We start from the raw sequence: 13,683 nt of genomic DNA, 5'->3' as shown, positions 1-13,683 counted from the left end.
GGCGCTTGCGTCATGAGACGCCCAGGTAATCCATCGCTTCCTTCGGATTCTTCATCCTGGACCATTCCATCGTCCCAGCCTGCTTCCGGGCCTGGATCTCTGCCTCCATCCGCTTGAGCTGACTCGGGGAGATGTCGGTACCCGCGATCCGTACGGGCACCCCGTTTTTCGCCATTGTTCCGGCCGGTGTCCCTTCAGGCTTGTACTTGACACCGTCCCGCTTTCCGCTCTTGTAGCCACTGAAGATATTGGTCCATTTCTCAGTGGTCTCGATCTCGACTCGTGTCGCCCTGCCCGGGCTGCCCTTCCCCTCCCAGTTGGCCAGATCCTCGACCTGCCGTTCGAAGTCGGCCTTGATGGTGGCATTGCCCGTGTTCTTGACCTCCACGGCGTGGACCTTGCCGTCCTTGCCCCGATAGAGCACGTCGGCGTCGTTGATCTCGGAGATGTTCACCGTTTCGCCATTGCCGAGATCGACGTTCTCCTTACCGAAGTCCTTGCCGACAGCGGTGTGCACGGTCGTTCCAGGCGCTGCCTCACTGTCGGCAGCCCGCTGGACGGCGTTCAGCTCAGCACGTGCCTGGCTGAGTTCGTCGGTGTTCTTGGCGTTCGTGACCTTGCTGGTCAGCGACGAACGTGCCTCCTTGGAGATGTTCTTCGTCCTGGCCAGTCTGGAGATGTCGTCGAGCGCTCGGGCCGCATCCTCCTTGCCGATCTCCTTCTTGTCCGGGTCCGGGTCGTCCTTTGCCCGCTGAACGAACTCGTCGATCTTCCGCGGTGCGTGCTGGACGCCCTCGTCGTCGAGTGCCTTCGTGGCGGCCTCATGGCGATCCGCCAACTCGGCCCCGTCTGCGGCCCTGTCCGCCTCGTCGGCCTGTTTGCGAGCGTCCTGGGCCCCCTCCTTGGCCTCCTCGTCGCAGCCGTCCTGGGCGAGGACGACGTACGGGGAGCCGGAGGGGCCGGCGGCGAGGAGCGTGGTGCCGGTGCCGGAGGAGCCGGTGAGGAGGCCGGTGGCGGTTCCGGGTGGGGTGCCGCCGTACGGGATCCGGCGAGCCGGCGCCGCGATGGTGCAGCCCGACTCGCGGGCCCGCTTCTCAGCCGCGTCCGCCGCGTCGTCGGCGTCCTTCGCCGCCTTCCGAGCGCCCTCGGCGTCGCCCGCCTCGGCGGCCTTACGGGCCTTCTCCGCCGCGTCCGCCGCCTTGTCGAGGGATTCACCGACCTCGGCGAGCTTCTTGAACTTGGTGAACTTCGTGATGGTCTTCGGGCTGAAGATGCCGACGACGTTCACTACGGTGTTGCCGATGGAGGCGCCGTAGTTGCCCTTCTCCCAGTTCTCCTTGTCGACGAACGTGTCGGTCGCCAGGTCGGACACGAAGTCCTCGGGCGAGTTGATCCAGCCCCATACCGAGGAGACGTAGTTCCCCTTGTCCCACTTCTCGCTCAGCTCGTCGGTCTTGTCGCCCCACCAGTTCGTGGTGTAGCCCTTCAGGCCGTTCCAGGTGTCCTTGACCGAGCCGACCGGGTCGCTGACGACGTCCATGGTGTCGGCCAGGAAACTCTTGGTCGGGGCCACGAAGAAGCCCCGGACATGGTCCATGAACGTCCTGTCGTGGCGTTCCTGGTCATGTACGTCGTCCCAGAGCGATCTCTCGTCGAACGGCCCCGGCGCGAGTGGGACCGTGTCGTTCGTCCCCGCGCCCTCATAGGTGATGATCCGAGTCGACCACGTCGGGGCACGGTCGCTGTTGTTGCCGCCCGTATCACCGCCGGCGCCCGCGCCTTCCTGGCCACCAGCACCACCGTCGGTGGCCGGGTCGCCTTCGGCATCCGCCTCGCCGTTCGCGCCAGTGCCACCGTCTGCCGCCGCGTCACCGTCCGCGTTCGCGCCGCCATCCGGGTCGGCGCCGCTGCGGCCGTCGGCGCCGGCGTCCGAACCACCCGGCTGCCCGGCGTCGTCGTCCCCGGCCGCACCCGTCTCCGAACCATCCCCCTGCGGAGCGGGGCAGGCCGTGCCCGTCACCGAGCAGACCGCCGCCTGGATGCCGTCGGCGATGCGCCCGCCGAGGCCGCCCACCGACAGTGCGACGATGATCGCCGCGACCACCGCGATGAGCCCCGCGTACTCCACCGCGGTCTGGCCCTCGTCCCGCCGCCAGCGGATCATCCTCGCCAGGCTGAACGCCCGGCGCTCCTCCCTGTCCTGGGGAGCGCTCTCGAACCACTCGCGCGACCGGGCCCGGCGCACCAGCACGATGACCGCCACCGGCATCGCCGCCTGAGTGACGCCCCTCAGATCACCGTGCAACAGCGTGCCGAGCGACAGCCACACGATCCACGCCTGTACGGCGATCAGTGCGCGGCTCGTCCACACCCCGCCCCGCCACAGGCGCCGGGCCAGGTAGACCCCGGCCACGCTGGGCAGCGAGTCGTACACCAGGATCCCGAAGATCTCCCCGGAGTGGTACGTCACCACCGACAGCACGGTGACCACGTACAGCACCGTCAGCGCGAACTGCACCCACAGCAGTACCTGCGCCCAGCCCAGCTCTCTTGGCAACGGCGAACGCCGGTCCCAGGAGGGGGTGTTCTGCGCACCCCACATCCCGCTCGGGGGTATCGGGCTACCGGCAGGGGACATGCGTGACCTCGGCTCAGCTCGATGAACGGCCGTTCAAGACGGTGACCGAGCCGAGGCTATGGAACGTCCACCACTCACACATGGGCCCGGGGCCCCAACCCTGGGCCCACTTTCGGGGGCTCAATTCTCTGTGCGCGGGAAGGTGACCTCGACCCGGCGGTTCTTCTTGCGGCCGGTTTCCGAGGAGTTGTCGGCGATGGGGTACTGCTCGCCGTAGCCGCGGACCTCGTAGGTGACGTTGGAGTCGGTCAGCTCCTGGTCGAGGACGTTCTGTACGGCGTCGGCTCGTTTCCGGGAGAGGACGTCGCCGTGGGCTGAGGAGCCGAGATTGTCCGTGAAGCCGAAGACGCGGATCTTCGTCGCGTTCTGCGTCTTGATCTCCTCGGCGATCGCGGAGATCCGGCCCTTCGCCTCGCCGCTGAGTTTCGCGCTGTCCTTGCCGAAGAGGACCTCGGCCTGGAGGGCGAACTTGACGTCGGCGTTGGTGTCTTCGCGTCGCTCGTCGCCGCTCTGGTCTTCGACGACCTGTTTGATGTCGAGGACCTTGGGTTCGGCGAGAGTGGCGCCTTCGGGGAGCTTCAGGTCGGGGTCGTTGGGGTCGACCTCTACCGGAGCGGAGGCGGAGGCCTCGCTGCCGGGGGGCACGCCGGGGGTTTCGTCGGCGTGGGCCGATACGGCGCCGTAGATGTTCGTGGCGACCATGAGGCCGGCGGCGGTGAGGACGAGGGCGAGGCGTGGAGTCGCCGGGCGGGTGCGTGTGCGGGTCTTCATGGCCGGCCTCACCCGGAGATCTTGATGGTGCCGCTGGAGAATGTCGGGACCTGCAAGTCGACCTCGGTCGTGCTTGTGGGAGGTGCGGGGAACTGCATGAAGACCGGGAGGGTCTGCCCCGCCTCGAGGTTGCCGAGGCCGGTTGTCGTCAGCGGGCGCCCCTCCGTGTCGCGGAGCGTGTAGTAGCGCTTCTTCCCCTTGGCATCCACGAGGGTGGCACCACCGAGCGAGGGCCCGTGCGCGATGACCTCCGTCTCGTCGCCGCTCGTCTGAGGGGGGACCACCGCCGACTTGTCTCCGTCGTTCTTCACCACTCCGTTCACGGTGAGGAAGCCGCCCGAGTCCCTCGCGGCTGACGTGATCTGAAGGAGCAGTCCGCCCGTGCCCTTCAGTTCCGCCAGAGGTGTCTCCGACTGCCCCTCCTGAGCACTCGGCTTGGATCCACCGTCCTTGGAAGCGGATGCAGACGGGGTCGGCTTGTCATCGTCGCCACCGCCGCCACCGCAGCCCGCCATGCCGAGGACCAGTCCGGCCGCAACGGTCAGCGCGACCGTTCCCCTGCGGGCCTTCGCAGTGAACCGAATGCTCATCTCTCTGCTTCCTTCATCACTCGTCGTTCGCTAGTGGGTCGGCCAGATGGACGTCGAAGAGATCTTCGGGTTCCGGCAGGACATCGAGGTCGTCCGGGTCCAGCTCCCAGGGCTCCTCGCCCTCGCACAAGAGCTTCGGCAGCACGTCGGGGCCGGCGTCCGGTGCCAGAGGGTCGAAGTCGCAGCGGGGTTCGATCACGGCAGTGGCGGAAGCATGCGCCTTCCGGTTCGCCTCACCCGGGACAACCGAGTCCCCCATGGGCTTGTTGGTCTGCACCTCGACCGTGAAGCTCAGAGGGCCGTCCGGAACGCAACCTTGATCGGCGGTCACCTGCGCGTCGTTCCATTCGGCCAGCTGATGTGCACGCCAGCACGAGGGACCGAGACCTTCTGCGTTCCCCTTGAAGATCGCCTGCCACTTGCCCGGGTCGAGTACGTTCTTCACCCACGCGCCGGCGAGTTGGTCCCGCCTGTCCTGCGCTGCCGCGAGAGCCGCCGCGTCGGCGGCCGTCTGGGCGCCGTTTCGATTTGCCGCTGCCTGGCCGACCGCGAAGTACGCGAACGCGAGAAAGAGCAGGCCCCCCACCACCGTGATGTAGATGGGGAAAGCCTGCCCTGCGTCGCCGTACCGGCGAGGTCGCGTCAAGGAGCGACCTTGGCGATCTGCGCCTGGATCTTTCCGAGAATCGTCTGGCCGAGGCTGGTACCCGTAATCGCCAACACGATCGCCACCACCACCGCGATGATGCCCAGGTACTCGACCGCCGTCTGCCCCTTGTCGCCGGCGCGGCGGCGCATCGCCTCGGCCGTCGTGTTCTTCCAGCCGTTCACGCGGACCTTCGTCGCGACGGCGGTCTTCAGCATCAGGTCGCTCATGGTGTTCCCCTCCGGTTTCGGCTGTGTCGCTTTCGACACGAGGAACGTACGGCGAAGCGCCCTGTCCGCCAGAGGGCCCCTGGGCCCAATTCCGGGCCCAATCGGCCGGGCCCAGCCGTCGGTTGTCCCCCCATCGCGTCACCGGAGGTCACCCCCGTCCCCGGTGTGCGTCCGGGGCCGTGCCGATCCACTTCGCGGCGGCCTCGGAGCGGCTGGTGCTGTGGAGCTTGGCGAAGATGCGGTTGATGTGGTTCTTGACGGTCTTCTCGCTGATGAAGCACGTGGCGGCGATCTGCTGGTTGTTCATGCCGGACGCGATGAGGTCCATGATCTCCGCCTCCCTCGTGCTCAGTTGGAACCGCGACCTGTCGGGAGCGGCCGGGCGGCCACTCGTCCACTCAGACGACGACTGTGCCACATGCGGTTGCATCTGCGAAAGGTTTTCTGGATAAGCAACCGGGGGTGAGGCCGGGGGGATGTCGAAATTCGCTGGTGGAGATGGTTGTTGAGGTTGACTATACGGCTGTGCGGAGGTGGAAATTCCGTATGCAGTCGCACTCGATGATTCGCCCAGGCCCTCCGGCAAGGGCGGAGCCGGGGCCCGGTCCTGGCGGAGTTGGGCCAGGAGGGCGCCCGCCGCTGTCGGGGTGAAGTGGGCCCGGCCCTCCTTGATGTCCCGTACGGCGTCGACCAACTGGTCCGCCGTGAACTCGCCGTGGACCAGGTAGCCGCCCGCCCCCCGGCGCAGGGCCTCGTGGACGATCTCCGACTCCCTGCTGTAGGTCAGCATCATCACCGGGGCGATCCGCACCAGGTACGGGAGGGCTGAGATGCCGTCCACGCCGGGCATGCGGACGTCGAGGAGGACGACGTCCGGGCGGTGCTGGTGGGCGGCGTCGTAGGCCTGGCGGCCGTCGGCGGCCTCCGCCACGACCTCGATGTCCGGGCGGCCGGAGAGCAGCGCGGTGAGGCCGGCGCGGACCACGGGGTTGTCGTCCGCCACCACGACCCGGAGGCGGCGGGCCGGTGGTGCCGGGTGCGGGAGCGGGAGGTCGGCGAACGGGTGGTGCGGTGGCGGCTGCGGGGCGCCGGTGGAGTGGGGCGTCTGGTCCGGCATCAGGGGCCTCCTCTCGGTCGTGGGGTCATGCGGTCGGGGTGGTCAGGGCGGCCAGGGGGAGTTCCAGGCGGACCTCCGTGCCCTGGGGGTGGCCGCCGCGGCCTATGCGGATGCGGGCGCCGACCGAGGCGGCGCGTTCGACCATGCCGACCAGGCCGAAGTGGCCCGCGCGGCGCAGATGTTCGAGGGTGGTGCCGGGTGGGAGGCCGCGGCCGTCGTCGTAGACGCTGATGCGGAGCAGGTCGCCGTGGACGCCCGCGCTGACGTCGACGCGAGTGGGGCGGGCGTGGCGGTGGGCGTTCTCCATGGCTTCCGAGGCGATGGTGAGGAGTTGGCGGGCCACGGCCGGGGGGACCGGCGGCACGGCGTGTGCGCCGGTGGGGCGGTAGACCGCCGGGAGGCCGGTGCGGGTGCTGAAGTCGCGGGTGCGGGCGGCCAGTTCGACCAGGACGTCCGTGGCCTGGTCCGGGTCCGATTCGCGGCGCAGGTCGGCCAGGAGTTCGCGGGATTCGGCGGCTGCGCGGCGGGCGGAACGGGCGACGAGCGCCGCCTGCTGTCTCACCAGGGCCGGGTCCATGCGGTCGGCGTCGGTCGAGGTCGTGAGGCCGTCGGCGGCCAGGGCCACGCCGTGCAGGGTCTTGGCGACGGAGTCGTGCATCTCGCGGGCCAGTCGGGCGCGCTCGGCACTGACCGCCTCCGTCACGGCGAGACGGGCCTGGACGGTGGTGAGGGCCTGGGTGGCCGCGCCGAAGCGGAGCATGAGGTTGCGGAGGCTGGAGCCGACGGCTCCGGCGATGACGCAGAGGCCGGGCAGGAGGGCGGACTCGGTGACGCCGGGGGCGGGGTTCTCCTGTGCCGCGTGGACGAGGAGCAGCAGGAGGGCCTGGAGGGAGGCGAAGACCGCCGCGCCTCGCCAGCCGTAGACCAGGCCTGCCAGGAGGGGGGTGCAGACGCTGACGTAGGCGAGGGTGCTGTCGGGGCCCGCGGCGATGAGGAGCAGGGCGCCGAAGAGGGTGTCCGCCGCGAGGAGGGAGGGGTGGCGCAGGAGGAGAGGGCCGAAGCGTTCCCAGTCCCTGAAGAGGACGTAGGAGGTCATGAACGTGACGACCACGGCCGCGCCGACCAGGCGGGTGGGAAGGCCGTCGTTCGCGTTGACGAGGGCGGTGGGGGTGGCCAGGGCGATCATCGCCAGGCGGAAGCCGAAGACCTGGCGGCCCATGGCTTGCAGGGCGTTGACCTGGATGTCGATCGCGGGGTTCGCGACTCCGGCCGGGCCTGCGGCGGCGGGGACCGGGGCTTCGAACGGACCTCTCGTGGGGCCGTGGTCCTCGGGCGCGGCCGGCGCCTGTGGGGGCGCGGCGTCGGCGGAGACAGAGCGACCATGAGCCTGCGCCTGCGGACCGTGTGCCGTCGGCATCGTCCCCTGGGCAGGGGCATCAAGGGCACCAGGGGCATCCACCGTCGCCACCCGGGGCACCGCCTCTTCCCGACGCCCTCCCCCCTTGATCCGCAGCGTCGGTTCCCCGCCGACCAACCCCCCGGCCGCCTCCCACCCCGGCGGCAGCGCCGGCGTCACGGACGTCACCGGTACGTCCGGTGCGCCCGTACGGACGTGCGGGGGCAGCACCGTCCCCGCCGGGGGCGTCGTGATCTCCGGGTTCTGCTCGGCCCGGCGGCGTCGGCGTCCCAGCAGCCCCGTCCGCTCTCCTGTCATCGACATACCGTCGCCCCTCCCCCTACTTCCCCGTCACCGAGCCGAAGTCCGTGCCCGAGCCGAGGATCAGGCCCGCGCCGAGCAGGAGCATCGTGGCCGGGACCATGAAGGTCGTGATCATCATCGTGGCCTTGGGGACGGCCCGGGCCGCCTTGCGGCGGGCGTTCTGCGCGTCCGTGCGGCGCATGTCCTTCGCGAGGGACACCAGCGTGTCGACGATCGGCGCGCCCAGTTCCTCGCCCTGCTGCAGCGCCGTCACGAACATCGCCACCTGCTCGGATTCGTTGCGGCGGCGCAGTTCCGCGAAGGCCTGGCGGCGGCTCATGCCGAGGTCCATCTGGCGCAGGGTGATGCGCAGTTCGTCCGCCCAGGGGCCCTCGTAACGGGACGAGACCCGGTCCAGCGCCTGGCGGAAACCGAGGCCCGCGCTCACCACCACTGCGAGGACGTCGAGGAAGTCCGGGAGGGTCCGCTCGATGACGTCCTTGCGGATGCGGATCGCCGACCAGATGCCGACCTCCGTACAGAACGCGCCGAAGGCCAGCAGCAGCAGGGCGATCAGCAGCTGGCCCCGCATGAGGAAGACCAGGAAGCCCACGGCTCCCAGGAAGCCGTAGACCGCCCGGCGCGCGGCGTACCTGTCGATCGTCAGGCCGCCGGGGTTGCCCGCGAGGTCGATCTTGCGGCGGTACTTCGCCACCTGTTTCGGACCCATCAGGCGCAGCACGGCGGGCGCGTAGCGCATGCCCATGCGGTCGATGAGCGAGTCGACCGCGCCGGTGCGCGTGGAGCCGACCTCCAGGGCCAGTGCGAGGTCGCCGGGCAGCTTGGCCTCCGCGCGGTACATGCGGATGCCGGCGAAGACGCCCCAGACGCTGAGGCCCATCAGCAGGGCGAGAAGCAGTCCCATGGTTGCCTCCTGGCTCTCAGACGTCGATGCGGGACAGGCGGCGGATGAGGACGAAACCGACGGCGTAGAGAGCGAAGGCGATGATGACCGCCGCCTGGCCGAAGGGAGAGCCGGTCATGCGGTCCAGGGCGCCGTCCTTCACCCCGTTCATCAGGAACAGGGAACCGACGCCCAGGACGGGGACGGCGTACGACGTCATGGTGACCTGGGAGAGCTGGGTGCGGACCTCGCGCCGGGTCTCCTTGCGTTCCTCCAGCGTCTCCGTCAGGTTGCGCAGCGCGCTGACGACCTGGCCACCGGCCCGGTTCGACAGGACCAGGGTGGTGACGAGGACGACCAGTTCGCGGGAGGGGAGGCGGTCGGCCAGTTCGCCCAGCGCGTCGTCCATCGAGGCGCCGACGGCCAGCTGGGCGGAGACCTTGCCGAGCTCCTCGCCCGCCGGGGCCTCCATCTCCTCCGCCGCCATCCCGATCGCCGTACGCAGGGCGAGCCCCGCCTGGGTCGCGTTGGCCAGGATCCGGGCCATCTCGGGGAGCTGGTTGATGAACTTCTCGATGCGTTTCTGGCGTTGCCAGTTGAGGAACTGGACCGCCACGCCGATGCCGAGCAGGCCGGCCAGCGGGCCGAAGAACGGGGCCAGGGCCGCCTGGCCGATCAGCCACAGGCTCGCGACCGTGGCGAGCATGTAGACGAAGAACTCACCCGGGGTGATGTCCAGGCCGGTCGCCGCGAGCCGCAGCTCCAGCTTCTTGCCGAGCCTGGTGCGTCGCAGACGGCGGTCGATCCCGCGGAAGTTGCGGCGCCGGCCGCCCGCCGGGACCTGGCCGGTGGCGGACAGGCGGTCGACCAGGGCCTGCCGCTGTGCCTTGCCCGTGGCGTAGGAGTGCAGGCCGACGACCACCAGGACGCAGGTCAGCAGCGTGACGCCGGTGGTGAGCGTGATGAGCGATTGCAGTTCCATCGGTCGGTCCTACCTGGCTTCTCGGGTGGCTAGCTGGTCCGCGGACCGGGCGATGCCGAACGCCTGCGGGAGGGGCTGGTTCGCCATGTACAGGCGGTCGGCGGCACGGCGTGGGAGGGGGTAGTACTCGAAGGCTCCGTGGATACGGCCGTCGGAGCTCATCGGCTGTGCGTTGAAGCGGGCGGCCGTGACCAGCCGGTACGGGTCGCTGCCGTGGCTGTCCATCAGCGCGATCTCGGTGATGCGGCGGGCGCCGTCCGCGAACCGGGTCAGCTGCACGATGACGTCGACCGCGCTGTTGATCTGGTCGTGCAGCGCCACGAAGGGGATCTCCACGTCCGACATGGAGGCCAGGGTCTGCAGCCGCATCAGCGCGTCCTCGGCGCTGTTGGCGTGGACGGTGGCGAGGGAGCCGTCGTGGCCCGTCGACATCGCCTGGAGCATGTCGAGGGACTCGCCGCCACGGACCTCACCGACGACGATCCGGTCGGGGCGCATGCGCAGGGAGTTGCGGACGAGGTCGCGGATGCTGATCTGGCCCTTGCCCTCGACGTTCGCCGGGCGCGACTCCAGGCGGATGACGTGGGCCTGCTGGAGCTGGAGTTCGGCGGAGTCCTCGATGGTGATGATGCGTTCGCCGTCGGGGATGAGCCCGGAGAGCGCGTTGAGCAGGGTCGTCTTTCCCGTGCCCGTCGCACCCGAGACGATGACGTTGAACTTCGCCTGCACCAGGCCCGCCAGCAGGTACAGCATGTGCTCGTCCAGCGAGCCGAGTCCGATCAGTTCCTGGAGCGTGAAGGAGCGCGGGAAGCGGCGGATGGTGAGGGTGGCACCGGTCAGGGACAGCGGCGGGATGATGACGTTGACGCGCTCGCCGGAGGGGAGGCGGGCGTCCACCATCGGGTTCGACTCGTCGACGCGGCGGTTGACCGTCGAGACGATCCGCTCGATCGTCTGCATGAGCTGGTCGTTGGAGGCGAAGCGCAACGGCAGCTGCTCGACCCGTCCCCCACGCTCCACGAAGATCGCGTCCGGGCCGTTGACCATGATCTCGGTGATGGACGCGTCCTCCAGCAGCGGCTCCAGGATGCCGAGGCCCAGCGCCTCGTCGACCACCCTGCGGATCAGCTGCGCGCGCTCCACCGTCGACAGGACCGGGCCTTCGCGGCTGATGATGTGCCCGAGCACCCGCTCCAGCCGTGCCCGGCGCTCGGCGGCGGCCAGCGAACTCATCTCCGCGAGGTCGATCTCCTCCAGGAGCTTGGCCCGGTAGGAGGCGACCATGTGGCCGTCCTCGCCCCGGTTGCCGTTCTCCTCGGGGGTGTTGATCCGTGCTCGCAGGCTCATGAGTGCGGTGCTCCGTTCAGTGGTCGCGCGGCATCGTCGCGGTCTTGCGGGCTTTACCGAAGTCGTCCTTGCCCGGGAAGACCGACGGGATGGTGATCTCGGCGGTGACCGTGACCTCGTCGCCGCCGAACGACGGCTGGCAACTGGTCTCATCGGCCAGCCAACTGCTCACCGCCGCCCGGCAGTCCGCCTCGTACGGCCCCTCCAGCGACGCGCTGCGTGCCCCCGTCCTGGCCGCCGTGCCGGCCTGCTGGGCCGTGTAGGCGATCAGGCCGAGCTGCACGGCCCCCAGGGCGACGATCAGCAGGATCGGCAGGAAGCCGATGTACTCGATGGCGACCTGTCCTCGGTCGCGGCCCTTGCGGACACCGGTCATCTCGGTTTCGCCTCCTCGACCGCCCCGGCGTGGCCGTGGACGGTGAACCCGAAGGTCAGCGTGCCGGGGAAGAGGACCGGGACCTGGAGGCGCGCGTCGGCCGTCACGTAGCCGGAGCCCGATCCCGGGCAGGTCACACTCGCCCCGGATCGCCACGCGTCCGACAGATGCTTCAGCCCGGCCGCCTCGCACACGCCCGGCCGCGCCCCCGGCTCCGCCGCCGTCGCCTGGCGTACCGCCTCGTCCGCGGCGTTGCCCGCGAGGATGTAGGTGTAGCCGACGAGGACGACCTGCCACAGCGCGATCAGCGTCACGATGATCGTCGGCGTCATCCCGAGGAACTCGATGGTCACCTGACCCTTGTCCCGTTCCCACCGCTCCCTTAAGAGCATCCTCACCCCTCCCTCCTCCGCCGAAAGCTCACCGACCCCCGGTCGCCGCTCCGCAGCCCCCGGCCCGCCTTCTGCGCACCGTCGGGGGCCTTGACCAGGCCCAGTTCGCCTGCCAGGCCCCACAGGGCCTGCTTCACCGAGCTCTTGTTCTCCAGTTCGTGGATCCGGCCCGCGTCCACGACGCTCTGCAGTTCCTTGAAGTTGGCGGGGACGACGGTGGCGGCGACCGCCGTGCCGGTGATCTTCTGGATGAGGGGCGGCTGGATCTCCGTAGCGCGCGAGTGCCGGTTGACGACGATCGTCGTCTCCTCGGCCTTGCGGATCTGGAGCCGGTCCCACATCCGCACGGCCCGTTTGGCGCCCCGTACGGCGACCACGTCGGGGGTGGTGACCAGCAGGGCCCGGTCGGCCATCTCCACGGCCGCCGCCCCGGCGCCGCCGAGCTGGGCGCCGCAGTCGATGACGACGACCTCGTAGCGGGAGCGCAGGGCGCTGACGATCTGGCGCGCGGCGCGGTCGGTGACGTCCTCGCCGCGTTCCCCCTCGGCGGGGGCGAGCAGCAGGGCGAGGCCGGTGTCGTGGCGGAAGACGGCGTCGGCCAGGACGCGCGGGGAGATGTCGGTGATGGCGGCCAGGTCGACGAGGGAGCGGCGGAACTGGACGTCCAGGTAGGAGGCGATGTCGCCGGTCTGGAGGTCCATGTCGACCAGGGCGGTGCTGCGGCCGGAGGCCTGGGCGGCCAGGGCCAGCTGGATGGCGGTCAGGGTGGTCCCGGCGCCGCCCTTGGCGCCGCTGACCGTGACGACGGTGCCGCCGACGCCGGTGAACACGTCGCCGCCGGCGCCCAGGTGGCGTCGTACGCCGACGGACCACTGGGCGACCGCCTGGACGCGGCTGGCGAGTTCCTCGTAGCTGAGGGGCAGGGCGACCAGGCCGCGGGCGCCGTAGTCCATGGCGGCCTGGAAGAGGCCGGGGCTCGCGTCGGAGGTGACGAGGATGACGCCGACGGCCGGGAAGCGCAGGGCCACTTCGCGGATCAGCTCCAGGGCCGGGACCGGGCCGATCCGCTCGTGCACGACCACGACCTCGGGCAGCTCGTCGACGGACTCGGCGGCCAGGCGCGCGAGGGTGTCGATGAGCTGGGTGGAGTCGACGACCGGGGCGACGGGCTCGGCGTCCGGGAGCTGGCTGAGCAGTGTCGTGATCGACCGGACCGCGTCCGTGTCACCGACTGCCGGGAGGATCCTCGTGGGCATGGCAGCCTCTCACTTGTCTTTCGCGAGTTCGTACGTCCGGTCCCGCTCGGGGACGGTGGTGTCGCTGCCGGGCGCGACGAGGGCGAGCCGGACCCGCTTGGCGAACGACTCGGCGTAGGTGATGCGCTGCGCGTCGAGGGCGGACAGTGCGAACGTGATCGGGACGGCGTCGGTGGGCTGCCGGGTGCGGTTGGACTCGTCGGGTTCGAGGGGGGTGAGGTCGCCGACGTCGAGGACCTTGGCGTTGGTGACGATGATCTTCGACTGGTCGGGGTCGCCCTCGCGTGCGCCCTCGAAGGTGGCGTAGACGTTGACCGAGGCACCGGGCGTGATCTTGCCGGCCACGCCGGTCGCCGCGTCGATCATGATGGCGACCTCCTGCTGGCCGGGCTGGAGGGCCGGCTGGCGGACGATCATGTCCGACTGGAGCAGGGAGCCCGCCTCCAGCGTGGTCACGGCGATCTTGCCCTGTATCTCCCGCAGGTCGGTGACCGCGTTGTCGGACAGCCACCGTTCGGGCATCTCGATCTTCTCGAACTGGCCCGTGCTGAGGGTGGTGTAGGGCGGCACGTCGGATTTCAGCCGGTAGGCGGTGACCTCGGGGCCGACCTTCGACTTCACGTCGCTGATGACGGAGAGCACGCCGACGAAGGCGCCGAGGGCGCAGACGATCGACAGGAGCAGGAGGATCACGCCGCGGCGCTGACGGGAGTTCATGAGCCGTACAACCTCGTT

Annotated in this window: 14 protein-coding genes; all 14 read right to left on the bottom strand. The window is 69.9% G+C overall.

What is annotated here, in order from left to right:
• Positions 1 to 10: 10 nt before the first annotated feature.
• Complete coding sequence (locus tag QOL88_RS25285) at positions 11 to 2,602, bottom strand: hypothetical protein (RefSeq protein ID WP_143668888.1); 2,592 nt, start codon at positions 2,600 to 2,602, stop codon at positions 11 to 13.
• 156 nt (positions 2,603 to 2,758) lie between these two features.
• Positions 2,759 to 3,409, bottom strand: coding sequence for an OmpA family protein (locus QOL88_RS25280; protein ID WP_097219856.1), 651 nt, complete (start codon positions 3,407 to 3,409; stop codon positions 2,759 to 2,761).
• An 8-nt stretch (positions 3,410 to 3,417) separates the two neighbouring features.
• Positions 3,418 to 3,999 carry a hypothetical protein gene (locus QOL88_RS25275; RefSeq protein ID WP_097219853.1) on the bottom strand — a complete coding sequence of 194 codons (582 nt, stop codon included), beginning with the start codon at positions 3,997 to 3,999 and terminating at the stop codon, positions 3,418 to 3,420.
• A gap of 16 nt (positions 4,000 to 4,015) precedes the next feature.
• Positions 4,016 to 4,645, bottom strand: a complete 630-nt coding sequence (locus tag QOL88_RS25270) for a pilus assembly protein TadG-related protein (protein ID WP_097219850.1) — start codon at positions 4,643 to 4,645, stop codon at positions 4,016 to 4,018.
• Positions 4,642 to 4,875, bottom strand: a complete 234-nt coding sequence (locus QOL88_RS25265) for a hypothetical protein (RefSeq protein WP_097219848.1) — start codon at positions 4,873 to 4,875, stop codon at positions 4,642 to 4,644. Before QOL88_RS25265 ends, QOL88_RS25270 begins: the two co-directional genes overlap by 4 nt.
• Before the next feature lie 148 nt (positions 4,876 to 5,023).
• On the bottom strand, positions 5,024 to 5,992 hold the full coding sequence (locus tag QOL88_RS25260; RefSeq protein ID WP_097219846.1) for a response regulator transcription factor: 969 nt from the start codon (positions 5,990 to 5,992) through the stop codon (positions 5,024 to 5,026).
• 25 nt (positions 5,993 to 6,017) lie between these two features.
• Entirely contained in the window at positions 6,018 to 7,712 is a 1,695-nt protein-coding gene (locus QOL88_RS25255; RefSeq protein ID WP_257027891.1) for a sensor histidine kinase, read from the bottom strand.
• Positions 7,713 to 7,728: 16 nt separating this feature from the next.
• Positions 7,729 to 8,616: a DUF5936 domain-containing protein gene (locus QOL88_RS25250; RefSeq protein WP_097219843.1), complete on the bottom strand. Its 888-nt coding sequence runs from the start codon at positions 8,614 to 8,616 to the stop codon at positions 7,729 to 7,731.
• 16 nt (positions 8,617 to 8,632) lie between these two features.
• Entirely contained in the window at positions 8,633 to 9,577 is a 945-nt protein-coding gene (locus tag QOL88_RS25245) for a type II secretion system F family protein (protein WP_097219841.1), read from the bottom strand.
• Between the two features lie 9 nt (positions 9,578 to 9,586).
• A complete protein-coding gene (locus QOL88_RS25240) occupies positions 9,587 to 10,924 on the bottom strand; it encodes a TadA family conjugal transfer-associated ATPase (RefSeq protein WP_097219838.1) in 1,338 nt (445 codons plus the stop codon).
• A 16-nt stretch (positions 10,925 to 10,940) separates the two neighbouring features.
• A complete protein-coding gene (locus QOL88_RS25235; RefSeq protein WP_097219836.1) occupies positions 10,941 to 11,300 on the bottom strand; it encodes a TadE family protein in 360 nt (119 codons plus the stop codon).
• Positions 11,297 to 11,692 carry a TadE/TadG family type IV pilus assembly protein gene (locus QOL88_RS25230; protein WP_097219833.1) on the bottom strand — a complete coding sequence of 132 codons (396 nt, stop codon included), beginning with the start codon at positions 11,690 to 11,692 and terminating at the stop codon, positions 11,297 to 11,299. Before QOL88_RS25230 ends, QOL88_RS25235 begins: the two co-directional genes overlap by 4 nt.
• A 2-nt stretch (positions 11,693 to 11,694) precedes the next feature.
• The gene (locus QOL88_RS25225; RefSeq protein WP_097219831.1) at positions 11,695 to 12,948 is read right to left on the bottom strand and encodes a CpaE/TadZ family protein; all 1,254 of its coding nucleotides are present in this window, start codon (positions 12,946 to 12,948) and stop codon (positions 11,695 to 11,697) included.
• Between the two features lie 9 nt (positions 12,949 to 12,957).
• Entirely contained in the window at positions 12,958 to 13,665 is a 708-nt protein-coding gene (cpaB, locus tag QOL88_RS25220) for a Flp pilus assembly protein CpaB (protein WP_097219829.1), read from the bottom strand.
• Positions 13,666 to 13,683: the final 18 nt, after the last annotated feature.

This window comes from Streptomyces sp. Ag82_O1-12 (assembly GCF_900182715.1).
GTDB lineage: Bacteria > Actinomycetota > Actinomycetes > Streptomycetales > Streptomycetaceae > Streptomyces > Streptomyces massasporeus.
This window is presented reverse-complemented; position numbering and strand designations above follow the sequence as displayed.